This window comes from Apilactobacillus waqarii (genome assembly GCF_019061205.1).
GTDB lineage: Bacteria > Bacillota > Bacilli > Lactobacillales > Lactobacillaceae > Apilactobacillus > Apilactobacillus waqarii.
Map to the genome: position 1 here is coordinate 1 of NZ_JAHQYH010000015.1, position 22,623 is coordinate 22,623.

23 protein-coding genes are annotated in these 22,623 nt (G+C 36.9%); 7 read left to right on the forward strand and 16 right to left on the reverse strand.

Features of this window, described 5'->3' with window-relative positions:
* Positions 1–435: 435 nt before the first annotated feature.
* The 3 genes from tyrS to KTJ72_RS06850 form a co-directional block, all read right to left on the reverse strand.
* Positions 436–1,692 carry a tyrosine--tRNA ligase gene (gene tyrS, locus KTJ72_RS06840; protein WP_217304465.1) on the reverse strand — a complete coding sequence of 419 codons (1,257 nt, stop codon included), beginning with the start codon at positions 1,690–1,692 and terminating at the stop codon, positions 436–438.
* Between the two features lie 302 nt (positions 1,693–1,994).
* Complete coding sequence (locus tag KTJ72_RS06845; protein ID WP_217304466.1) at positions 1,995–2,759, reverse strand: DUF4811 domain-containing protein; 765 nt, start codon at positions 2,757–2,759, stop codon at positions 1,995–1,997.
* A complete protein-coding gene (locus KTJ72_RS06850; protein WP_217304467.1) occupies positions 2,759–4,204 on the reverse strand; it encodes an MDR family MFS transporter in 1,446 nt (481 codons plus the stop codon). Before KTJ72_RS06850 ends, KTJ72_RS06845 begins: the two co-directional genes overlap by 1 nt.
* A gap of 174 nt (positions 4,205–4,378) precedes the next feature.
* On the opposite strand from KTJ72_RS06850, the gene KTJ72_RS06855 reads away from it, so the two are divergent.
* The 4 genes from KTJ72_RS06855 (at position 4,379) to KTJ72_RS06870 (ending at position 7,525) form a co-directional block, all read left to right on the forward strand.
* The gene (locus KTJ72_RS06855) at positions 4,379–4,843 is read left to right on the forward strand and encodes a MerR family transcriptional regulator (RefSeq protein WP_057197469.1); all 465 of its coding nucleotides are present in this window, start codon (positions 4,379–4,381) and stop codon (positions 4,841–4,843) included.
* 228 nt (positions 4,844–5,071) lie between these two features.
* Positions 5,072–6,289, forward strand: a complete 1,218-nt coding sequence (locus KTJ72_RS06860; protein WP_217304468.1) for a glycosyltransferase — start codon at positions 5,072–5,074, stop codon at positions 6,287–6,289.
* Between the two features lie 2 nt (positions 6,290–6,291).
* Positions 6,292–6,603 carry a hypothetical protein gene (locus tag KTJ72_RS06865; protein WP_054605369.1) on the forward strand — a complete coding sequence of 104 codons (312 nt, stop codon included), beginning with the start codon at positions 6,292–6,294 and terminating at the stop codon, positions 6,601–6,603.
* Positions 6,593–7,525 (forward strand): polysaccharide deacetylase family protein, encoded by a 933-nt coding sequence (locus tag KTJ72_RS06870; protein WP_241772181.1) that lies wholly within the window; start codon positions 6,593–6,595, stop codon positions 7,523–7,525. The genes KTJ72_RS06865 and KTJ72_RS06870 overlap by 11 nt, the downstream gene beginning before the upstream one ends.
* A gap of 98 nt (positions 7,526–7,623) precedes the next feature.
* On the opposite strand, the gene KTJ72_RS06875 is transcribed toward KTJ72_RS06870, so the two are convergent.
* Entirely contained in the window at positions 7,624–8,316 is a 693-nt protein-coding gene (locus KTJ72_RS06875) for a 2,3-diphosphoglycerate-dependent phosphoglycerate mutase (protein ID WP_034532690.1), read from the reverse strand.
* 70 nt (positions 8,317–8,386) lie between these two features.
* Positions 8,387–9,433 carry an AI-2E family transporter gene (locus KTJ72_RS06880; protein WP_041152775.1) on the reverse strand — a complete coding sequence of 349 codons (1,047 nt, stop codon included), beginning with the start codon at positions 9,431–9,433 and terminating at the stop codon, positions 8,387–8,389.
* 148 nt (positions 9,434–9,581) lie between these two features.
* Here KTJ72_RS06880 and KTJ72_RS06885 point away from each other — a divergent pair, with 148 nt between their 5' ends.
* From KTJ72_RS06885 to KTJ72_RS06895, 3 genes are all read left to right on the forward strand, one after another.
* Complete coding sequence (locus KTJ72_RS06885; protein ID WP_217304469.1) at positions 9,582–10,760, forward strand: SAM-dependent methyltransferase; 1,179 nt, start codon at positions 9,582–9,584, stop codon at positions 10,758–10,760.
* A gap of 204 nt (positions 10,761–10,964) precedes the next feature.
* Complete coding sequence (locus KTJ72_RS06890) at positions 10,965–12,056, forward strand: PTS sugar transporter subunit IIC (protein ID WP_041152855.1); 1,092 nt, start codon at positions 10,965–10,967, stop codon at positions 12,054–12,056.
* Between the two features lie 92 nt (positions 12,057–12,148).
* Complete coding sequence (locus KTJ72_RS06895) at positions 12,149–13,258, forward strand: PTS sugar transporter subunit IIC (protein ID WP_430385417.1); 1,110 nt, start codon at positions 12,149–12,151, stop codon at positions 13,256–13,258.
* Positions 13,259–13,313: 55 nt separating this feature from the next.
* Here KTJ72_RS06895 and KTJ72_RS06900 read toward each other — a convergent pair whose 3' ends face one another.
* The 11 genes from KTJ72_RS06900 to KTJ72_RS06950 form a co-directional block, all read right to left on the reverse strand.
* Complete coding sequence (locus KTJ72_RS06900) at positions 13,314–13,646, reverse strand: AzlD domain-containing protein (RefSeq protein ID WP_034532687.1); 333 nt, start codon at positions 13,644–13,646, stop codon at positions 13,314–13,316.
* Positions 13,647–13,673: 27 nt separating this feature from the next.
* A complete protein-coding gene (locus tag KTJ72_RS06905; protein ID WP_080719904.1) occupies positions 13,674–14,411 on the reverse strand; it encodes an AzlC family ABC transporter permease in 738 nt (245 codons plus the stop codon).
* Positions 14,412–14,699: 288 nt separating this feature from the next.
* Positions 14,700–16,085: a D-alanyl-D-alanine carboxypeptidase family protein gene (locus KTJ72_RS06910; RefSeq protein WP_217304470.1), complete on the reverse strand. Its 1,386-nt coding sequence runs from the start codon at positions 16,083–16,085 to the stop codon at positions 14,700–14,702.
* Positions 16,075–17,283, reverse strand: a complete 1,209-nt coding sequence (locus KTJ72_RS06915; RefSeq protein WP_051961190.1) for a sensor histidine kinase — start codon at positions 17,281–17,283, stop codon at positions 16,075–16,077. Before KTJ72_RS06915 ends, KTJ72_RS06910 begins: the two co-directional genes overlap by 11 nt.
* Positions 17,273–17,962, reverse strand: a complete 690-nt coding sequence (locus tag KTJ72_RS06920) for a response regulator transcription factor (protein ID WP_034532684.1) — start codon at positions 17,960–17,962, stop codon at positions 17,273–17,275. The genes KTJ72_RS06915 and KTJ72_RS06920 overlap by 11 nt, the downstream gene beginning before the upstream one ends.
* 120 nt (positions 17,963–18,082) lie before the next feature.
* Positions 18,083–19,219 carry an IMP dehydrogenase gene (gene guaB / locus KTJ72_RS06925; RefSeq protein WP_053796278.1) on the reverse strand — a complete coding sequence of 379 codons (1,137 nt, stop codon included), beginning with the start codon at positions 19,217–19,219 and terminating at the stop codon, positions 18,083–18,085.
* A 91-nt stretch (positions 19,220–19,310) separates the two neighbouring features.
* Positions 19,311–20,039: a DUF1129 family protein gene (locus tag KTJ72_RS06930; protein ID WP_217304471.1), complete on the reverse strand. Its 729-nt coding sequence runs from the start codon at positions 20,037–20,039 to the stop codon at positions 19,311–19,313.
* 18 nt (positions 20,040–20,057) lie between these two features.
* On the reverse strand, positions 20,058–21,158 hold the full coding sequence (gene ychF / locus KTJ72_RS06935; RefSeq protein ID WP_217304472.1) for a redox-regulated ATPase YchF: 1,101 nt from the start codon (positions 21,156–21,158) through the stop codon (positions 20,058–20,060).
* A gap of 27 nt (positions 21,159–21,185) precedes the next feature.
* Positions 21,186–21,374: a DUF951 domain-containing protein gene (locus tag KTJ72_RS06940; protein WP_034532678.1), complete on the reverse strand. Its 189-nt coding sequence runs from the start codon at positions 21,372–21,374 to the stop codon at positions 21,186–21,188.
* A 14-nt stretch (positions 21,375–21,388) separates the two neighbouring features.
* Positions 21,389–22,270: a ParB/RepB/Spo0J family partition protein gene (locus tag KTJ72_RS06945; protein ID WP_034532676.1), complete on the reverse strand. Its 882-nt coding sequence runs from the start codon at positions 22,268–22,270 to the stop codon at positions 21,389–21,391.
* Positions 22,260–22,623: ParA family protein (locus KTJ72_RS06950; protein WP_217304473.1), on the reverse strand; the 364-nt coding region annotated here is incomplete at its 5' end. The genes KTJ72_RS06950 and KTJ72_RS06945, both read right to left, overlap by 11 nt.

Consider the following 22,623-nt stretch of genomic DNA (forward strand, 5'->3'; position numbering starts at 1 on the left):
TAGCTCTTCTGAATAAATTGTTATTTTATAAGCGAATTGACTTCGCAATGTTTAATTCTTACAACCAAGTTGTAAGTTCCTTACACATCATCGATTATCAATCTTGTTCAGTTTTCAAAGATCTACCATTTATTAACTAGCTGCCTCAATTGACAACTTATTAATCATATCATCTTATCAAAGCCGTGTCAACAACTTTTTTTAATGACGTTTGCGTCATATCAATAACGCAACTCATTCATAATATCAAATTAATGACATCGTGTCAACATGTTTTGAAAAATTAATCGTTGATGATTTGTAATCATTTTTGATTACCTCTCTCAACAACAAATAATATTATGCCAGGTAAACCTTATAAAGTCAACACTTCTCAGCAAATAAATTAAAAAAAGTAGATTGAATTATTCAATCTACTTTTAAACGATCATATTACTATTTAATTCTAGCTAAGAAGTACTTCTTCTTACCTCTTCTAACAACGACAAACTTACCGTCAAATGAAGTACTTGGGTCGATTTCAAAATCAACATCATCAACCTTTTCTCCATTAATACGGATAGCACCGTTGCTTACATCTTCTCTAGCTTGTCTTCTTGATGGTTCAATTTCAGTATCATCTGCTAACCATTCAACAATGTTCTTCTTGTCTGAACTAACTTCAACAGAAGGCATGTTCTTGAATCCTGTTTCTACTTCATCAGTGGTTAGGTCTTGAACGTTTCCTGAGAATAATGTTTCAGTAATGTTTTGTGCTTCTACTACAGCATCCTTACCATGAACGAATTCAGTTACTTCTTCGGCTAAACGACGTTGAGCAGCTCTCTTCCATGGTTCGTTCTTAACTTGTTCTTCTAGTTCTTCGATTTCTTCCTTGTTTAGGAAAGTGAAGTACTTCAAGTACTTGATTACATCCCTATCATCTGTGTTAATCCAGAATTGGTAGAATTCGTAAGGTGTAGTCTTTTCTGGATCTAACCATACAGCTCCACCTTCAGTCTTACCAAACTTAGTACCATCGGCCTTAAGCATTAATGGAATAGTTAAACCAAATGCTTTTGCATCTGCACCTTGAGTCTTATGGATTAGTTCGATACCACCAGTGATGTTACCCCATTGATCAGCCCCACCGATTTGTAGTTCAACACCATTGTTTTTGTATAGGTGTTCAAAGTCCATTGCTTGTAGAATTTGGTAAGTAAATTCAGTGTATGAGATACCTGTTTCTAGACGGCTTGAAACGATTTCCTTGTTTAACATAGTATTAACGTTGAAGCGTTTACCGTAAATACGAAGGAAGTCTAATAATGATAGTTTTGAAGTCCAGTCATAGTTGTTAACAATTTGGAACTTACCATCTTCACCAAACAAGCTCTTCATTTGGTTAGTTAGGCATTCTTCGTTGTGCTTAACTTGTTCCATACTTTGTAACTTTCTTTCAGCCTTCTTACCTGATGGGTCACCAATTGAACCAGTAGCTCCACCGATTAGAATAACTGGCTTGTATCCAGCTAGTTGGAATCTCTTCAAAATCATGAATGGAATTAAGTGCCCAACGTGCATACTGTCACCAGTTGGGTCAATCCCTGCATATAGACCAATCTTCTTTTCGTTTACTTCTTTCTTTAGGCCTTCAGCATCAGTTTGTTGATTAATGGCGCCGCGCCATTGTAAATCATCGATAATGTCCATGTTTTTTCCTCCTAATAAAAAAGTCCCTGACAAATAAATTGTCAGGGACGAAATGTTTTTTGTTAATCCGCGTTACCACCCAAGTTATCGTACTAATGTACAATCTCTTTCAATCATTTATAACGAAATGACGCGTCCAATAATGGAAAGCTCTGTAGGTGTAATTCTTTAACGCGTTTGCCTAGTTCGCATTCCCACTAGGTTTCTGAATACACAAATCGCATTAAATACTGGTAACTACTTCTTAGCCTTATATTTAATAGATACTATCATAATAATCAGCAAAGAAATAAAAGTCAACACTATTTAACTTGGCTTAGCTTTTGCTTGATTTCAGGCATCATCTTTTGAAGTGCTTCAGCTTGTGCTTTTTGCGTAAATTCAGCGGTTGCCTTCTTAACTAGTACCTTTTGTTGTGCACTTGTCATCTTAGGGTTCTTCATCATTGCTGCCTTAACTTGAGCTTGAACGTATTGTTCAGCTGCCATCTTCATTTGAGCTTGAGCAGCAGTGTTTGATCCACTAATTTCTTTGATGATTGATGGCAATTGCTTTGCTTGGTTAACTGTTAAAGTCATCCAGCTCTTTGGAACGTAGAAGTAATTGATTGTTTTTACTCTAGTTGGTTTTTGTGCCAAACCGAACCATAGACGGTTAGCGCTTGAGTTGTATTCATACTTAACAGTCTTAGTTACTAACTTAGCCTTATCACTATTAATAGTAATAATCTTGTTTTCTACCTTATTAGTACCAGTGTGTGATGGATTAGTTGCCTTTTCATCGGTACGGTAGATAACTACCTTATCTTTACCTGAAGTACCGATTGGTTGGTAAAGTAACATGTTCATGCCCTTATCAGCACTTGAAACTAACTTAGTTGAAGTTTCATGGATAACTTTGTGCATACCATAGTGATCATGGAAGTTAATAGTAATGAAGAAAGTTGAAAGGATAAATAGAACTGCAAATACAATAGAAGTAATTGCGTGTAGTACCTTGTTGTTAGTTAATAGGTTAAAACAAATAAAGAATAGGAATGCAGAAATGCACAGTACGAATAAAATCATTATTTATTTACCCCCTTTTTGTTGTCATGTAACCAGAAGCTAGCAATGAATCCAACTACGATGAAGAATGCAGCTACCCAGAACGCAGCATGGTAACCAGTTAAAGTAGCATCAATTGCTGAATTCTTGTAAGCCAATGGATCTAGTTTTAATAGTGACTTAGCAGGCATGTTGCTTGTAGTTACGTTAGATAGGATTGAAACCAATACGGCAGTAGCAATAGCAGCACCAACTTGTCTTACAGTATTATTAACTGCTGTACCGTGGTTGATCTTGTCATCAGGTAATGCGTTCATACCATAAGTGGTTGAAGGCATCATTACAAGAGCCATACCGAATGTTCTTACAGCGTATAGGATAATAATGTAGGCAATTCCAGTATTTTCAGTAATGTATGCGAATGGCAGTGTACCGAAGAATAGTAGAATTAAACCAGTGGTGATTAGTTTCTTAGCACCGTGCTTATCAAAAATAGCACCGGCAAATGGTGAAACGATACCCATCATTAAAGCACCAAGTAATAAACTTAGTCCTGAATGGAAAGCGTTCATTCCACGAACAATTTGTAGATATAATGGTAGAACCATTTCAAAACCAACTAAAGCCATCATAGTAATTGATGATAGGATGGTTGCGATTGAGAACTTAGCTGACTTGAATACCTTAACGTCTAGGAATGGTTTTTCCATTACTAATTGACGCCATACAAATAATACGATGAAGATAGCACCAATAATTAGTGTAGAGATAACTGTTGCGCTACCCCATCCATCAGTACCAACTTCTGAGAAACCGTATAGTGCACTACCAAAACCAATAGTTGAAAGAATTAATGACAATACATCAATCTTTTCCTTCTTAGTAGGTAGAATTGGGCGCATGTAGTATAGACCTAATAGAATCACAATAGCGACGATTGGAATGATGATTCCAAATAGGTCACGCCAAGTGTAATTAATTAAAATCCAACCTGATAATGTAGGCCCAATCGCTGGAGCTAAACCGATAACAACACCAGATAGCCCCAAGGCAGCACCACGTTTTTCAGGTGGGAAAATTCTAAGCATGATAGTTTGTAGCAATGGCATTGTAACTCCAACACCTAACGCTTGAATTAAACGAGCTGCTAGCAAAGTACCGAAGTTTGGAGCGAAGAAAGCAAGGACAGTACCTGCTTCAAAAATTGACATTGCTCCCAAGTATAGCCATTTAGTGTTAACACGGTTTGATAACCATGCACTAACTGGGATTGCAATCCCGTTTACTAACATAAATCCGGAAGTTAACCATTGAACAGTTGAAGTGTTAATGTTAAAGTCCTTCATTAATGTAGGAAACGCGGTTGCTAAAATTGTTTGGTTTAAAATAGTACAGAAAGTACCAACCAATAAAATCACAATAAGCATGATCTTATTGTATGATTTACCGTTTGCATCTACATTCATAATCTAACCCCTTTTCATTAATATTTTGTTTTTTCTATAAATTTCGACAGTAATTAATATACATCTGACATTTTTCTTTGTCAACAAATTTGACAACGATAGTAAAAAATATATAATAATTATTGATTATGTAACATCACTTATGAAAATTTAAGAAGAAAAGGATGTGACACAGTGGAAGAAAAGTATACAAAAGAAGACATTCAAGACTACTCCAGACGTATCCATAAACTAATGCAAGATCTTGACTTATCAATCGGCATTGGTGGATTGTCTAGAACCTGTAACGTGCCACAAAGCAAGATTAGATATTGGGAACAAAAGGGATACATCCATTGCCAAAAAGGTGATAAAAATACGAGTCATCGTTATCCATATTCATCAATTATTAAGGTAGAGTTAATCAAATCATTTTTGAACTCGGGATATACTCTTGCTAAGGCAGCGGAGAAAGCAGAAGTTTTTGATAAAACCGGAAGTTTACTACATCGAATCGCCAAACAGCGATTTAACTGCATTGACATGGTTAACAATCGCCCCGCAATCGACATGGGCCCCCTAAAAGATGACCCTGAAAAACATGTCTACTTTGTCGATTATGACGGTGATTTAGAGGCCCAAATTATTAAGAAAAAATAAAAATGAATTCCAAGTATGGAATTCATTTTTTATTTGTAATAATATTGAAACAATTGAGGCACATAGCTTTGATATATTAGGAAGTTTAATTTATAATTGAAGTATGATAAATATATGGTTTTACAGTCATACATATGAACAAAACGCTAAAATATCTTATTGTATTCTAATATCTTATTGTATTCTAATATCTTATTTAGTGGTCCTTAAAGGAGGAATTCATTTATAATGTGGTTTTTAGATATTATTAACGATTTCATTATCGGGTATCCAATTGTTGTGTCAGCAATTTGGATTGTCGGGGCATTGTACTGTAACATCTACCACCGCTCGGAAAAATTTGCTAAAGTGGATGGATCTGAATTAGTGTCAATTCTAGTTCCCGCTCATAATGAAAGTGATACGTTAAACGAAGCGATTTCAGCAATTTCAAACATTGACTACAAGAACTTTGAAGTTGTTTTAATTGATGATAAAAGTGATGACGATACATTAAATATTATGTACAAGTTACAAAAGCAATACGCTAGTCAATTTAAAATCAAAGTCGTTCCAATCGCTGTTAACCAAGGTAAAGCTAACGCAATGAACGAAGGTTTCAAAGTTGCTGAAGGAAAATACATTGTTGGTATCGATTCTGATTCCCTACTAGCAAAGAACTCAGTGACCGAACTAGTTAAGACACTTAAGACTAATCCAAAACTTGGTGCCGTTGCCGGCAAACCCGTCGTTAGAAATAGAACTACCGTTTTAGGTCGTTTACAACTTCTTGAATACATCGGTGTTATCGATATTATCAAGAAGGCTCAATCATACCTATACGGCCGTATCAATACCGTTTCTGGTGTTATCGTTGGTTTCAGACGTGAAGCACTTGAAGATGTAGGTGGATGGCACACTGATGTTATTACCGAAGATATTGATATTACCTGGAGAATGTACCGTAAGGGCTGGAGCGTTAGCTACCAACCTACTGCAATCTGTTGGATTCTAGTTCCAGAAAACACTAGAAACTTAATCAAACAACGTCGTCGTTGGGCTCGTGGTGGTATGGAAGTTATCGCTAAGAACAAGGATCTTCTACTACACGGTTCAATTACTCAAAAAGCTTTAATGTATGAAACAATTATCAGTAGTACTTGGGCTGTTTTAACCGCATTAAGTACTATCTCTTATTTCTTCAACCTATTATTAATTCATGAAGTTCAATTAGATGGTGACGTCTTATTAGTACTTATCATCGTCAGTATCTTACAATTCTTCATTGGTTTCTACGGTTCACACGAAACCGCCCTACTAAGCTTCGTCGATTTACTATTGATTCCTGCTTACATTGTTTACTACTGGATGGTTAACTTAATTTCATGTATCTTGGCTTTAGTTTCATTCTTCCTAGATCCTGAAAATGTAGGTACCTGGAGTAGTCCAGACCGGGGGGTAAAATAATTATGAAGAAAGATTTGAGAAATGATTACGAAACATTCGTAATCAGAAAGAGCATCAGTCCATTAAGACGCTTAGTTCACTTTATTCTATTCACTGCTTTATGGATTTACGTTGCATTTGTTTTAGTCGTAAACTTCGCTTTTCTATTTGGTTTTTACAGTGATGATTTCGTTAGTTTCTACCTATTATTGAACCTAAACTACGATTTATACATCAAACTATTAATTGCAATTGCTGGATTAATTATTATCACTGCAATATACTCAACATTTAGATTAGTTTACTTACGGAGGTTAAACAAAGATGTCAAATAAGAATCAAAAAATGACAAGAAAACAACGTAAGATTATTGTTATTATTCTAGCAATCATTTTGTTCGTCATTATGTCATTTACTATTCACAGATCTGTTGAATACGATAAAGGTAGTAGTGAATACTACGGATTAACTAAGCAAGAAGAAAAAGCTAAAAACGGTATCTTGGTATTTTGTTACCACCGTATCCTAAAGAACAACTTCGGGGTTAACGTTTCAAGAACACTATCAACTAACTCACAACTTCATGATTTTGATGTTCCTGCTAACGAATTCAAAGAACAAATGGAATTCCTACACAAGCACAATATCAAAGTTATCTCAGGTGCTGAAATGGTTAAGATGACCAATTCAAAGAAGCCAATCAAAGGTAAGTACGCTGTACTGACATTTGATGATATCGATAGAACTACTATTGATAACGCTATTCCAATCATGAAGAAGTACAACTACCCATTCACTACTTTCATTATCACTGGTAACACGGGTAGATATCGTGAAGGTACTCAACTAGCAACATGGTCACAAATTCATTACGCTAGACAAGAAGCTGGTAACCTAATGACAATTGGTGTTCACACCAACAACATGCATTACCTTACTTCAAACCTAATTCCAGTGTTTAACCTACCTAAGAATTACGATCGATTTACAAAAGACTTCGTTAAATCTAGAGAAGTGCTAAAGGCACACACTGGTATTTATGCTGATTCATTCGCCTACCCTTACGGTGGTGGTACTCCTAGAATTTCACAATTCTTAGCAAGACAACCTCACCTAGGCTGGGTTGGTACACTTGATTCCGGTACTGTTTACAACCATGGTAACGGTAATCACACTGATCCAATCTACACACCAAGAATGATTATTAATACAAACAGTTGGCCAAGTATCAGAGAATGGTTCTTAAAGAAAAGCTAACTAAAACAAAAAGCCATACGAATTAATCATATGGCTTTTTTTAGTACCCTTTTTAAGCAAATAAAAAAGCCCTCAAGAGAGGACTTCTTTTTTTGTTATTACTTGTCTAATTTAGTCTTGTTTTGAACTTCTAGCTTATCGTTGAATTCGTAAACTACAGGTTCACCAGTCTTCATTTCAAGATCCATGATGTCGTCATCAGAGATTCTTTCAATGTACTTGCTTAATGCACGTAGTGAGTTACCGTGTGCAGCGATGATAACGTTCTTGCCGTCTAATAGCTTAGGAGCAATTTCGTCAGCCCATAGAGGCATAACACGTTCTAGAGTAACCTTTAGGTTTTCACCACCAGGGATTAAGTTAGGATCTAAGTCCTTGTAACGACGGTCGTTTACAGCTGAACCTTCGTCATCTGCACTCAATAGTGGAGGTAGTGTGTCGTATGAACGACGCCAAATGTGAACTTGTTCGTCTCCGTACTTTTCAGCAGTTTCTTTCTTGTTTAGACCTTGTAGACGACCGTAATGACGTTCGTTTAGTCTCCAAGTCTTAGTTTCAGGTACCCATAGTTGGTCTGATTCTTCTAAGGCGTAGTGTAAAGTCTTGATAGCACGAGTTAGAACTGAAGTGTATGCGTAATCAAATTCTAGTCCTGCCTTCTTAACTAATTTACCAGCTTCTTTAGCTTCTTCTACACCCTTATCGCTTAAATCAACATCTTCCCAACCAGTGAATTGGTTTGAAAGGTTCCATTGACTTTGTCCGTGACGGATTAATACAAGTTTTGACATAGGTCGAAAACCCCTTTCTATTTCTTAAATCAACAATACTATTTTACATCAAAAGTAAAAAATTTACATCCTATTTGACAATTCTCTTTATATTTATTGCCTTTTTGTTTTCACCCTTTACTCCTAAAATTTCTAGGAAGAAGGCTAGAATTGGTACAGAGACGATTAAGCCCCATGTTCCGAATATTTCTTCACCAATTATTAAGGCACAAAATGTATAGAAAATTGGTAACTCTGTTCTAGAAGACATTAGTTTTGGATTCAAAATGTATGCTTCTAGGAAGTGGACTACAGCAATCATAATAATTAGGTAAATGATGTACTTCAATCCACCTACGGAATAACCCACAATGGATAAAGGTACCAATGAAATGATTACACCAGCAACCGGCACTAAACTTAGGAAGAAGATCATAATTGATAGAATTACCAATTGTGGAATTCCCATGAATGCCATGATTAAGGTAGTAAAGATGGTGTTAAATAGTGCAATCAAGAATTGTGCTTCTAACACGACCCCAAATGTCTTGGTAAATGTCTTAGCAAAGTAGTAGACGTCTTGGAAGAACCATGAAAACTCTGCATCCAAAAAGCGTTTGCTAAACTCACCCATTGATTTTTCTTCTAATGTAAAGAAGAAACTCAAGATTAGAGATAAGAAGAATGTTACCCCCATTTGGCCTACGCTAGATACATATTGAAGAATAATTGAGAAGCTCCCCTTCACTTCACTTAAGAAGTTAGAACGGTGGATGAACTGAACAATCATATCTTTAATTTGGGTAGTACCATGAAGGTTATTTGGATCTTCGTAGAAATCAATAATGTGTTTTGATGCTGTAACAGCTTGGTCGTAAATTACCGGTGAGTAAATTGCAACCGCACTTACTACCCCAGCAATAAATAGTAGATAAGTCAAAATGACTAAGATAGGTGCTGGAATTTTAATATATCTTCTAACGAAGCCAACCCATTTGGTGACTAGCAATGAGAAGATAAAGGTTAGTAGTAACATACTCATCATTGAGCGCATTAGATATAAAACAAAGATTATAAAAATCAATACACACCAGCGTCTTAATTTAACGTTGGCTAAAAATTTATCCCACAGTTTCATAATTCACCCCGCTATTTAGTTATGTTTTAATTATAACATTTTACACTATAAAAAATAATCAAATTAGTCGGTGTCTTTACTTACATAAAGTACCCTCATAAGAGTATAATGGGTTCGTGGTTTTATTAATAAAGAAAGGACTGTTCTCATGTTTGAAAAAACTTTTTTTAAAACATTTTTTAAACACGGATTTAATGAACCAATCCAAGTAAATTATTGGGACGGCAAATCTGAAAAATATGGTGAAGGTGAAACTAAGGCTACCATCACTATGAAAGAACCAATTCCGATCAAGGATATTAGAAAGAATGCTTCTATCGCATTGGGAGAAGCTTACATGGACGGAAAAATCGATGTTGATGGAAGTATCGAAGACCTAATCGTTTCAGCTTACCAAAAATCAACTAGTTTTATTCGTGACCATAAATACATTAATTTCCTACCTAAGCAAAATCATAACGAGTCCACCAGTAAGAAGGACATTCAAAGTCACTACGATATCGGTAATGACTTCTACAAGATTTGGTTAGATAAGACAATGACCTATTCATGTGCTTACTTTGAAAATCCTGACGATGACTTGTACGATGCTCAAATGCAAAAAGTACACCACATTATCAAGAAACTAGATCCTAAGCCAGGTCGTACCCTACTAGACATTGGTTGTGGTTGGGGTACATTAATGCTAACTGCTGCTAAAGAATACGGACTAAAAGTAGTCGGTGTTACTTTAAGTCAAGAACAATGCGATTACGTAAACGCACAAATTGAAAAATTTGGTTTACAAGATCAAGCAGAAGTTCGCTTACAAGATTACCGTCAACTAGGTGATGAACATTTTGATTACATCACTTCAGTTGGTATGTTCGAACACGTTGGTAAAGAAAACTTGAACGAATACTTCTCATGCATCAACAAATACCTAAAGGACCATGGTGTTGCTTTAATTCACGGAATTACTAGACAACAAGGTGGAGCCTACAACGGTTGGATTAACAAGTATATCTTCCCTGGTGGATATGTTCCAGGTATGACTGAAAACCTAGATCACATCATCAACAATGGTCTTCAAATCTATGACTTAGAATCATTAAGAAGACACTACCAATACACATTGGAACACTGGGACAAGAACTTTAACGACCATATTGATAAAGTTAAAGAAGTCATGGGTGATGACGAACGCTTCTTAAGAATGTGGGACTTATACCTAAAGACATGTGCTGGTTCATTCAAGGCTGGTAACATTGACGTTATGCAATACTTAATCTCAAAGGGTCCTTCAGGACAAGAACTACCAATCACTAGAGATTACATGTACAAATAATTGAAAAAAACATTAAAAAACATCGGTGAAAAAATTTCACCGATGTTTTTTCTTTTAATTGTCTTGACTTTTATTTCTGACTTATGGTTTAATTATAAAAATTTTAATTAGTTTCTAATCTAATTCTAATTTTAAAATACAAATACTTTTAAGTAAGGGAGTTGATTCAATATGATAAATGCAACAAAAGACGATTCACCTCAGATGAACGCCGCGAATCTTGCGCACGTTGAAGTAAAATCTGGGTTTAAGGATAGTGTATATTTAGTGTTCAATGGGGTGTCTAATGCGATTTTAGTCACACTAGGTGTTGGTTTATTATTAGGCGCTATTGCCAACTTTGTTCACTGGACAGCTTTAGCTGAAATTGGATTAATTTGCCAATACTTAATGGCCCCCGCCATCGGTGCTGCCGTTGCCTCACAATTGAAGACTAATACATTGGTGTTATTTAGTTCAATGATTGCCGCTACGGTTGGTGCAAACAACGTATTCTTCACATCAGCTGTGACGAATGCAGTTACTGCAACCGGACACGTATTACCTCAACCAGCAGGTTCAGCCGTCTTCATGATCGGTCAACCTGTTAGTGCATTAGGTGGCGCTGTTGTCGCCACAGTCATTGGTAAATACTTAACCGGAAAGACACCTTTGGATATGTTCTTAGTACCATTTGCAGCTACATTTGTAGGATGTGTTGCGGCCTTAGGCTTTGCAACAGTCACTACCCCTGCTCTTGTATGGTTATCAGGAGTAATTGCTAAGACCATGGTTATTAACCCATTCGTTGGTGGATTAGTAATTTCTGTTGTATGGGCAATTTTTCTAATGACCCCTGCCTCATCAGCAGCATTAGCAATTGCTGTTATGTTAGATCCATTATCGTCAGGTGCTGCATTATTAGGAACCACCGCACAATTCGTATCATACACAGTGATGTCATATCGAGTAAACAAGCCAGGTGCAAACATTGCCCAAGGTTTAATTACTCCAAAGGTTCAATTTGGTAACATCACCAAGAACCCATACATCGCAATTCCTGGTATCGTCTCTGCTGCAGTTATCGGACCAATTGGAACATTAGTATTTCATTTCTCAGTATCATACAAGATTGCTGGATTAGGTTTGAACTCACTAATTGCTCCAATTACCCTTGCTTCTGAAAGTATGCCAAAACTAGCTATCTACGTAGTCTTGGGTGTAGTTGTACCAGCTGTAATTTCAGTGGTACTTGTTAAAGTTCTAAAGGCTGCTCATAAAATCAAAAATGACGACATGAAAATCGATATTGTCTAATCATTAAAAAGTACTGGCGGTTATCGCTAGTGCTTTTTAGTATATTTGCAGCCCGGTAGAACTTAGTTTTCTATATAAGGGAGTGGATTCAAATGATTGATGTAGCAAAAAAAGACGCCCCACAAATTGATATGGTAAAGCCTTTTTCTTCCGTCAAAGAAAATGTCTTTTTGGTAGTAAGTGGTGTCTCAAACGCAATTTTTGTTACGCTGGGTATCGGAATGTTGATAGTTGCCATCGCCAACTTAGTACACTGGTCTGCGCTATACCAGATTGGTGTCATTGACCAGGTACTAATGGCCCCCGCTATCGGTGCCGCCGTTGCTCATCAGCTAAAGACCAATACATTGGTTATGTTTAGCTCGATGCTCGCAGCAACGGTTGGTGCCAACAACGTTTTCTTCACTGAAAAAACAATCAACGCCGTCACAGCGACAGGTCATTTGCTATCTCAGCCTACCGGGTCATCAATATTTATGATTGGACAACCAATTAGTGCTTTAGGTGGTGCTATTATCGCTACACTTATCGGAAAGCACCTATCGGGGAAAACACCATTGGATATGTTCTTAGTACCATTCTGTGCAACAATGCTGGGATCAATAATTGCGTTAGGCTTAGCTGCAATCACAACTCCTGCTCTTGTATGGTTATCAAAAGTAATTGCAAAAAGCATGATTGTAAACCCAATCATCGGATCAATTACCGTTGCGTTAGTCTGGTCAGTATTCTTAATGACGCCTGCATCGTCTGCAGCACTGGCGATAGCGGTTATGTTAGATCCGCTATCTTCTGGAGCGGCACTACTTGGGACGACTGCCCAATACGTATCATACACAGTAATGTCATTTAGAGTTAACCGTCCTGGTGCAAACATTGCCCAAGGACTAATTACCCCAAAGGTGCAATTCGGTAACATCACTAAGAATCCATATATTCTAATTCCTGGAATGGTGTCATCAGCGATTGTCGCCCCTATTGGAACGTTATTATTCCATTTCTCCACAACATACAAACTAGCCGGTCTGGGAACCAACTCATTAATCGTTCCCCTCACTTTCGCTAGTCAAAGTCTATCCAAACTAGCAATCTATGTTGTGCTAGGCATTGTGATGCCTTCAATTATCTCAGTAACAATCCTAAAGATATTAAAGGCGTGCCATAAGGTAAAAAACGATGATATGAAGATGCATATCGTATAAAACAAAACTAAAAAAGCACCGGTCAATTGACCAGTGCTTTTATTTTTTTCTTTGTTTAAATAAATACTGCTAATACTAACACAGCAGCTAATCCCAAAATTACTGATAGCGCCATTGATCTTGTCCAATAAGCAATAATAAACACGATTAAGGCAGCTACTAGTTCAGGTGCTTTTCCTGATACCGATAAGGTATATGATGATGTGATACATAAGTCCTTAACAACCAATGAGGTAAATAGGGCAATAGGTATGTAACCCATCCATTCGTTAAACCACTTAGGAATCTTTCTTGTTCTAAAGAAAGCTAGTGGGACGAATCTAGGGATAAAAGCAACCACAAAACATAATATAATCAACCAAAAATGTTGAGTTGAATTCCATTCCATAGAATATCTCCTAATCCGTTTTTAAAGTTATTCAGTCTCTTCTTCATCAAACTTATCTTCAGGGGTACCCGCAGGGTTCTTAAATAAGCGAAGCAAGCGATTCTTCTTGTACTTTTCGTAATGGCTTCTAATCAATGATTCAACGAAGAATCCAACGAATGAAGCTAGCAGAGTTGAAACGACTAATCCTAAAGTGGATTTCATCAATAACATGAATGCAATTGCCAATACAATGGTTAATAAAATAATTAACACCTTTAGTAATGACTTCATTTGCATAACGATCATATAAATAAATAATGCAGTTAGCGCAAAATGAACAACTGTTAGATTAATTGAAAGTGATGAGCCAACTAAACTACCAATTATGGTACTAATTGTCCATACAACCAAAGCATAGTGTTCAATTTGTAATGCATCTTGAGCGGTAAACTTCTTATCAGTGGATAGTTTCAAATAATTTACAGCGTATGTTTCATCATTTAATGAGACTGCAAATATCACAGTAAACCAAAATGACTTACCTTGTAAATATTTAGAAATACTGGATCCTAATAATGCATATCTTAACTCTAGGAAAAACATCATAATTACAATTGATAATAATGGTGAGTTAATAGTTAACATGGAGGCAATCAAGAATTGTGCACCACCAGAGAAAACCATTAATGATACTAAAGCTGTCAATAAAGTATTAAATCCAGCTGCATGAAGTAAAATACCACATGCAATTCCAATGGGAACGTAGCTAATATTCAAAGGCATTGCCGTCTTCAAGTTGGTTAGCCAACGCGGTTCATTTGGATTTGGTACTTGCTTTGTCAAATAATATTCCCCCGTTTAAAAACAATAGGTCTTAATTTTCAACGATTTGTAAACAGTCAGATAAAAATCAAACTTTACCTACTATTATAACGCAAAATAGTTTATTTTATCTAACTTATTTACATAATTTTAATAAAACATCATCATTTTATTAGCATAAACACAGCGAATATACTGTTTGTTCAACGTTCGCAATAAAAAAAGAGTTATCATTTTAATAACTCTTTTTTAGAATAAACTGGCAATCCATCTCCATGCTCTCACGAAAATGTTAGGTTTATCTCCATTATGATTAGCAATTAAATCAATACGATTGGACACGCCCTTCATATACTTCACATTGGAGACTTTAGCTGTGGCAATCTTGTCTCCCTTATCGAACCCCGCATCAACGCTTGATCCGTCAGCACATTCACCAGTTGACTTGATGTCTTTAATATTTATTTTTTGTTTCTTAGTTAACCAAACACCTTGAGTATTTGAAACGGCTAAATCAACCGAATCGTCCTTACCGTTTTCCACCTTAATCTTACCGGTATTTCTACCATCAGTGACGTTCTTAACAGTTTGACCATGAGATAACTTAACATAGTGATACTTTGCGTAAACATACTTCATAAGCTTTCTGGTTTGGATAAAACGAGCTGGATCGTATTGACCAGAGTTAGGAACTCCCATTACTACAGTGATAATACGGTGACCATTCTTAACCGCTGTTCCTGTAAAGCAAGCCTTAGCAGTATCGGATGTTCCTGTCTTTAGCCCATCGACCTTGATGTCAGGTAATTCTTGGCTTCTGCCCTTAATCATCCAGTTCCAGTTTAACATTGTTTGACCATCAAACTTGGTGGTATTAGCTGAAGTGGTTTTTAAAATATCTGGGTAGTATTTCAAAATCTTCATTGCTAATAGCGCCATGTCGCGAGCTGATAGCTTGTTTTCGGCATCAGATGATGCATCCTTAAAACCAAGCGATCCAACTTCACCGTTGGTTAAACCACAGGCAGTATAAATCTTGGCATCGGTAATGCCAATCTTCTTAGCTTCCTTACGCATTAGCAAGGCAAACTTTTGGGTACTACCCGCTACACCGTATCCCAATGCCATGGTTGCGGCATTTTCAGAATAGATGGCGGTTTGATAAAGTTGTCTGATTGTGTATGAATGATCCAAACGTAGTTTTACATTGGCGTAATTATGATCGACACTTAAATCATGAAGTGCCTTGTTAATCTTTACTTTGTCATCCCAATGAATCTTACCTTCTTTAATGTACTTTAAAGTAACGTATAAAGTTAACAACTTACTCATTGAAGCAGTTGGTAATGATTCATTGATGTTTTTAGCATACAACACTTGACCGGTTTGATAGTCAATCGCAATTGCTGACTTAGCGGTCAGTGTTAGTGGTTGGTTCGTACTTAATAACTTATCGACCTCTTGGCCTAATTTCTTACTGCGTTCAATTGCAACAGTCTTTGAAGTGTTGGAATCAGCAGTAGTTGTACTAGTTGTGGCCTTAGTTCTTTGAGCACTTGCTGTTAAAGGCATTGTAATGAATATAACTAATGCAATTAAAGCAATACTAAGCTTGGAAACAAGCTTACTTTGCATTATCGATAACCTCCTGTTGCCCTTCTTCATGTTTAGTTGGTGTTAACTTATCACCATGTTTGATTGGTAGATGGAGTGTAAACGTTGTTAATTCATCATTAGATGCCACTGAACAGTAACCACCATGGATATTAACAACTTCGTAGACGATTGCTAATCCAAGACCGGTTCCTCCAGTTGACTTGTTACGTGAGTTTTCGACACGGTAGAAACGATCAAAAACATGTTTAATGGATTCTTCTGGAATCTTTTCCCCATCATTAGAAACCTTGATTTCTAATTCCTTTTCATTTACACGAAAACCTTCAACATAAATGTTGTGACCGTCGTGACCGTACTTCAAAGCGTTATTGATTAAATTATTAACAGCTCGTGCCAAGTCGCTTGGACTACCATCAATCACTAACTTATCAAAGTTGGTCTTGCTATGCATTTGCATATCCTTTTCGGCCATTTCTAAATCAAATCCAGCAGCGATTTGGTCAATCATTGCCTTCATTTCAATCTTTCTAGTATTTAGCTTACTGTAATCTTTATCAGTGATTTTTGTGTATTCAAATAAATCATCGGCCAAAGTCTTCATTTGTCTAGCCTTTGAGTAGGCAATATGAACATACTTAGCCAAATCTTCTTCACTTGTGTATTGTTTGTTCTCAATCAAGCCTAAGTACCCAATGATGGAAGTCAAAGGTGTTCTAATATCATGTGAAACGTTTGAGATTAACTCATCCTTTGATTTTTCAGTCTTTAGTTCTTCAGACATTGAGTGAATAACGTTATTAACTAATACATTAATGCTTTCAACGATTCGTTGATCATCGCCGATTAGCTTATATGGGATTGTGTAATCGAAATTACCATCCGCAATGTAGTGCAAATCGTTAATAATATGTTGCTCTTGAATACGTTTATAATGCATGAACAAACGAATATACAACACAAACATATCCAATGCAGCAATCATAACTACAAATCCATTGCTCCAACTCCATAGTTGGATATGATTTCCTGCAATTAAAGAGTTACCAAAGCGGATTAACTGATTACGCCAATCCGGATGGGTTGTGTAATACACCTCCGTTGCAAAGAAAACCAAGAAATTAACTAACAATATAAACAAACTAGTTAGAATAGCATCAGTAACTAATCCAATTCGTTCCTTATGTGTTAACTTAATTGATTTACTATTATTCTTCATTGATTCTGTATCCTACTCCCCAGACAGTTTCGATAATCTTCTTACCGTCTGTAGCCTCTTCTAGCTTATCACGTAAGTGACTCACGTGGACCATAACGGTCTTAGCAGAAATAATACTTTCTTGACGCCATACTCGTTCAAATATTTCATTGGCAGAGTATACACGACCTGGATGACTTGCTAATAGGTATAAAATACCGAATTCAATTGCAGTTAATTGAATGGACTTGCCATCACTGGTCTTAACTTCGTGAGATTCACGGTTAATAGTCAAAGTAGCAACGTTTAGCACTTCAGGTTCCCCTACGACAACCTTATCAGTGTATCTTCTTAAAATTGAGTGCATTCGAGCCATCACTTCAAGTGGATTAAATGGTTTTGTTATGTAGTCATCAGCACCACCAACAAGTCCTTCAATCTTATCGATGTCTTCTGTCTTTGCAGATAGAATCATGATTGGTAAACTAATTTCTCTTCTTACTCGTTTTAATACTTCAAAACCAGACATTTTTGGCATCATAATATCTAGAATCATAAGTCCAATGTCACTATTTTTTCTTAATTCAGTTAGGGCGGCTTCCCCGTCATTTACAATGACTGTTTCGTATCCTTCGTTTCGTATGTAAATCTTTAATAATTCAGCAATTTCTTGATCGTCGTCTACTACTAAAACTTTCATTTAGACGCCTTCTTTCTTTTTGTTTATATAGTTTAATATTAACACACTATAAGGATTTGTTATATAAATGTAAATAAAAAAGACGCTATTTTTTTAGCGTCTTTTAATGTTTTTAATATTTTATTTATAATTTGGCGCATCCTTTGTGATTTGAACATCATGAGGATGTGATTCAATCAATCCTGCGCTAGTAATTTGAACAAATTGAGCATCGTCATTCATTGTTTGAATATCTTTTGATCCAGTGTATCCCATGGCAGATCTTAAACCACCAACCATTTGGAATACAACATCTTTAGCTGAACCCTTATATTCAACACGAGCTTCGATACCTTCTGGAACTAGCTTGTTGGCTTCGTTTACTTCACCTTGGAAGTAACGGTCAGCTGAACCATGTTGCATGGCTCCAACGCTTCCCATTCCACGGTATGCTTTATACTTAATTCCATTTTCTTCGAAAATTTCACCAGGAGCTTCGTCAGTCCCTGATAACATGCTTCCAAGCATTACGGCGTTACCACCGGCAGCAATTGCCTTAGCAGCATCACCTGAGTACTTGATACCACCGTCGGCGATGATTGGCTTGCCCCATTTTCTTGCAACTTCAGCTGCATCATATACAGCAGTTAGTTGAGGAACACCAACACCAGCGATAATTCTAGTGGTACAAATTGAACCAGGGCCAATACCAACTTTAACTACGTCAACACCTGCTTCGAATAAATCGTTAGTTGCTTGTCCTGTAGCAACGTTACCAGCGATGATTGTCTTGTCAGCATACTTAGCTTTGATTTCTTTTACTTTTCTGATAACTCCTGCAGAGTGACCATGAGCAGTATCAATAATAATAGCGTCAGCACCAGCTGCAAACAAAGCTTCCACACGCTTGAATGTATCTGATGTAACACCAACAGCAGCGGCACATAATAAATGGTTATTAGCATCAACTGCTGCGTTAGGGGTTTTGTCGGTCTTTTCTACTGCTTTGACCTTCTTAACTTCTGCGGCTTGATCATCGATAATCATGTTCTTGTGAATTACACCTAATCCACCAACTTCAGCCATGGCAATCGCCATATCTGAGGTTGTAACAGTATCCATACTTGCACTTAAAAATGGTACGTTTAGCTTAACATCGTCTGATAAACGAACTGAAGTATCCACATCATTAGGTAAAACGTGACTTTCTGCTGGAATAAGCAATACGTCATCGAATGTTAATCCCTTTTTGGCAAACTTTGTGTTCCAATTATCCATAATCATAAAACCCCTATCTATTTATTTTTTAATGTCTAATATACAAAAAATGCCAGAGAAAATCAAATTTAATTTTCACTGACATTTATTTTTATCTTCTATTTGGTGTTCTAGGTGTCATCACATTAACTGTAATTTCGTAATTTTTGTGAATCCAGAACGCTGCGAATGCTGAGATTGCAGCTAAAATAAAGTTAACAATTGGTGATACGGCGATGTTAATTCCTGCTTGCGGAATTGAAACAATTACCATGAACGCACCAATCCACACAATTACTGATAGGATTAGTAAACCAAAGCGCACTAGGCCACTGTATTTGTGCTTAACGTTTCCGTCCAATAATCTAGTCATAATTGGCATAAAGATACCAAATACTAGAGAAATCAATATAAGTGATAAGATTCCGACTGATTGCTTGTCCTTAGCGTTAGTTTGAATCATCAAAGTGATTCCATATAGCAAGTTAAAGATCACGAAGAAGAACAATGCGTTAAAGATTGCATTAGGCGAAAAGTTATCCATCATTGAAATCTTCTTCTTTGGTGGGTTCATAATGAAGTTAATACGTTCTTCAACAGTACCGTATAAATTACGCGCAGTTGCACCGTGTTTTTGTTCAACTAGTAATTCTTCCTTCATTTGGTTAACGATTTCGACCTTACGTTCATCTGATAGCTTGGTCTTCTTTAACTCTTTGTTAAATCTAAACATGTAATCTGAATTACGTTTAGTCAAACCAATCCCATCAAATTGTTGACGAGTCTTTTGTTCTGCTTCATGTCTGTTTTGTTGTACATGAGCATTTCTCTTTTCAGTCATTGATGTCGTCCTTTCCGATTAAACGTTGAATCTGAAGTTTACAATGTCACCGTCTTGCATAACATAATCTTTACCTTCAACACGTAGCTTACCAGCTTCCTTAACGGCTTGTTCGCTACCTAGCTTGTCTAGGTCGTCAAATGCCATTACTTCGGCTCTGATGAATCCACGTTCGAAGTCTGAGTGAATAATTCCGGCAGCTTGAGGAGCCTTGGTACCCTTTAGGTAAGTCCAAGCCTTAGTTTCCTTACCACCAGCAGTGAAGAATGTTTCTAGGCCTAATAGGTTGTATGAAGCACGAATTAGCTTGTTTAGACCTGGTTCAGTAACACCTTCAGCTTCTAGGAAAGTAGCTTTGTCTTCGTCATCTAATTCAGCAATTTCTTCTTCAGTTTCAGCAGCAATACCGATTGCTTGAGCGTTTTCATTAGCAGCGTATTCCTTAACTAGTTGGAAGTACTTTGAGCCTTCTGGATCAGCCATGTCAACTTCTGAGATGTTAGCAACATATAGCACTGGTTTTGAAGTTAATAGGAATAATCCCTTAACGATTTTTTGTTCATCTTCATCAAAGTCGATTGAACGCACTGGTTTACCAGCTTCTAGGACTGGCTTAATCTTTTCTAGGACAGCTAATTCGGCAAGTGCATCTTCGTCCTTACCCTTAGCAGCCTTTTGAACACGACCTAAACGCTTAGTAACTGCATCTAAATCAGAGATACCTAGTTCTAAGTTGATTGTTTCGATATCAGCGATTGGATCAACCTTACCAGTAACGTGGGTAATGTTGTCATCGTCAAAAGAACGAACAACGTGAACGATAGCGTCCACCTGTCTGATGTTTTCTAGGAACTTGTTACCAAGACCTTCACCCTTACTTGCACCCTTAACGATACCGGCAATATCGGTAAATTCGAAGGTAGTAGGCACAATCTTCTTAGCTGGAATTAGTTCTTGAATTCGATCAAGTCTGTCATCTGGTACTTCCACCATCCCTACGTTTGGGTCGATTGTGGCAAATGGGTAGTTAGCCATTTCCGCACCAGCTTTAGTAATCGCATTAAATAATGTAGATTTACCAACGTTTGGTAAACCAACAATTCCTGCTGTTAATGACATATTAATAATTCACTCTTTTCTTTAGATTTAATCTTCTTGTGTACTTTGAATTACTTTTTTCATTTTCTTTTCGAATTCGCGACGTGGAAGCATAACCACATGGCCGCACTTTTGACATTCAATTTTAATGTCTGCACCCATTCGAATAATCTTCCAACTATTCTCGCCACATGGGTGGGCTTTCTTCATCATGACAACATCATTTAATGAATACATATTGAGCACTCCTTTTAGTCTAAGTTAATATCTAAAATTTGCAAAATGCGGTTTAAATCATCATCTGATGCGTAACTAATTTCAATCTTACCTGTACCCTTCTTAGAACGGTTATTTGAGATTGAAACGGATGTTTGAAATTTGTCTTGTAGTTCATTTTCAGAAGCACGCAAGAATGGTGACTTCTTAGTTGAACGACGTGGTTTCTTTTTCTTCTTGGGTGATGAACTTAGGTTTTCAATTTCCTTTTCAAGTTGGCGAACGGTCATAGTTTGTTCATACGCCTTCTTGGCCAATTTGATTAGTTCATCCTTCTTCTTAACTGATAGTAATGTTCTTGCTTGTCCCATTGAAAGTTGGTTCTTAGTAAGCATGTCCTTTACTTCAGTTGGTAAACCTAATAGACGTAGGTAGTTAGCGATGTATGGACGTGATTTACCTAAACGTTTTGATACTTCGGCTTGAGTGATGTCTAGCTTAGTCATCAAAGTGTTGTAAGCTTCAGCTTCTTCGATTGGATTTAAGTCCTCTCTTTGAAGGTTTTCCATCACGGCGATTTCCATCATTTGTTCATCAGAAGCATCACGAACAATTGCTGGAATCTTTTCCTTACCTGCCATGCGTGAAGCACGGTAACGTCTTTCACCAGCAAGAATTTCGTATTCGTCCTTGCTGCCGCTAGTCTTTCTTACAATGATTGGTTGGAATACCCCAGATTTTTCAATCGAACGGGTTAAATCTTTAAGTGCATTTGTATCGAAATGCGTTCTTGGTTGGAAAGGATTTGGAGATAACTTGGTTAGCTCTAATTCCAATACATCTTCTGAGTTGGCGTCGATATCATTATCAGCAAACAATGCTTGAATGCCTCGACCTAGTCCTTTGTTATTCACCATGAGCAGCTAACACTTCCTTTGCAAATTGCATGTATAATTCTGAACCCTTTGAATTTGGATCATAATCAATGATTGGTAATCCGTAACTTGGGGCTTCTGATAAACGCACATTTCTAGTAATGATTGTGTCGTAAACCTTGTCACCAAAGTACTTACGAACCTCATCGTTAACTTGTTGACCTAACTTAGTACGTGAGTCATACATGGTAAGTAGAACCCCTTCAAAGTCTAGGTCTGGGTTAAAGTGCTTCTTAACTAATTGAACAGTGTTTAATAGTTGGCTTAGACCTTCTAGTGCGTAGTATTCGGTTTGCACTGGAATTAAGATTGAATCACTGGCAGTAAATGCGTTC

Bases quoted from the DNA above. Each gene is read 5' to 3' on its own strand.
- tyrS (WP_217304465.1), bottom strand. From the start codon at position 1,692: ATGGACATTATCGATGATTTACAATGGCGCGGCGCCATTAATCAACAA.
- KTJ72_RS06845 (WP_217304466.1), bottom strand. From the start codon at position 2,759: ATGATTTTATTCGTACTGTGCATTTCTGCATTCCTATTCTTTATTTGT.
- KTJ72_RS06850 (WP_217304467.1), bottom strand. From the start codon at position 4,204: ATGAATGTAGATGCAAACGGTAAATCATACAATAAGATCATGCTTATT.
- KTJ72_RS06860 (WP_217304468.1), top strand. From the start codon at position 5,072: ATGTGGTTTTTAGATATTATTAACGATTTCATTATCGGGTATCCAATT.
- KTJ72_RS06865 (WP_054605369.1), top strand. From the start codon at position 6,292: ATGAAGAAAGATTTGAGAAATGATTACGAAACATTCGTAATCAGAAAG.
- KTJ72_RS06870 (WP_241772181.1), top strand. From the start codon at position 6,593: ATGTCAAATAAGAATCAAAAAATGACAAGAAAACAACGTAAGATTATT.
- KTJ72_RS06875 (WP_034532690.1), bottom strand. From the start codon at position 8,316: ATGTCAAAACTTGTATTAATCCGTCACGGACAAAGTCAATGGAACCTT.
- KTJ72_RS06880 (WP_041152775.1), bottom strand. From the start codon at position 9,433: ATGAAACTGTGGGATAAATTTTTAGCCAACGTTAAATTAAGACGCTGG.
- KTJ72_RS06885 (WP_217304469.1), top strand. From the start codon at position 9,582: ATGTTTGAAAAAACTTTTTTTAAAACATTTTTTAAACACGGATTTAAT.
- KTJ72_RS06890 (WP_041152855.1), top strand. From the start codon at position 10,965: ATGAACGCCGCGAATCTTGCGCACGTTGAAGTAAAATCTGGGTTTAAG.
- KTJ72_RS06895 (WP_430385417.1), top strand. From the start codon at position 12,149: ATGATTGATGTAGCAAAAAAAGACGCCCCACAAATTGATATGGTAAAG.
- KTJ72_RS06900 (WP_034532687.1), bottom strand. From the start codon at position 13,646: ATGGAATGGAATTCAACTCAACATTTTTGGTTGATTATATTATGTTTT.
- KTJ72_RS06905 (WP_080719904.1), bottom strand. From the start codon at position 14,411: ATGCCTTTGAATATTAGCTACGTTCCCATTGGAATTGCATGTGGTATT.
- KTJ72_RS06910 (WP_217304470.1), bottom strand. From the start codon at position 16,085: ATGCAAAGTAAGCTTGTTTCCAAGCTTAGTATTGCTTTAATTGCATTA.
- KTJ72_RS06915 (WP_051961190.1), bottom strand. From the start codon at position 17,283: ATGAAGAATAATAGTAAATCAATTAAGTTAACACATAAGGAACGAATT.
- KTJ72_RS06920 (WP_034532684.1), bottom strand. From the start codon at position 17,962: ATGAAAGTTTTAGTAGTAGACGACGATCAAGAAATTGCTGAATTATTA.
- guaB (WP_053796278.1), bottom strand. From the start codon at position 19,219: ATGGATAATTGGAACACAAAGTTTGCCAAAAAGGGATTAACATTCGAT.
- KTJ72_RS06930 (WP_217304471.1), bottom strand. From the start codon at position 20,039: ATGACTGAAAAGAGAAATGCTCATGTACAACAAAACAGACATGAAGCA.
- ychF (WP_217304472.1), bottom strand. From the start codon at position 21,158: ATGTCATTAACAGCAGGAATTGTTGGTTTACCAAACGTTGGTAAATCT.
- KTJ72_RS06940 (WP_034532678.1), bottom strand. From the start codon at position 21,374: ATGTATTCATTAAATGATGTTGTCATGATGAAGAAAGCCCACCCATGT.
- KTJ72_RS06945 (WP_034532676.1), bottom strand. From the start codon at position 22,270: ATGGTGAATAACAAAGGACTAGGTCGAGGCATTCAAGCATTGTTTGCT.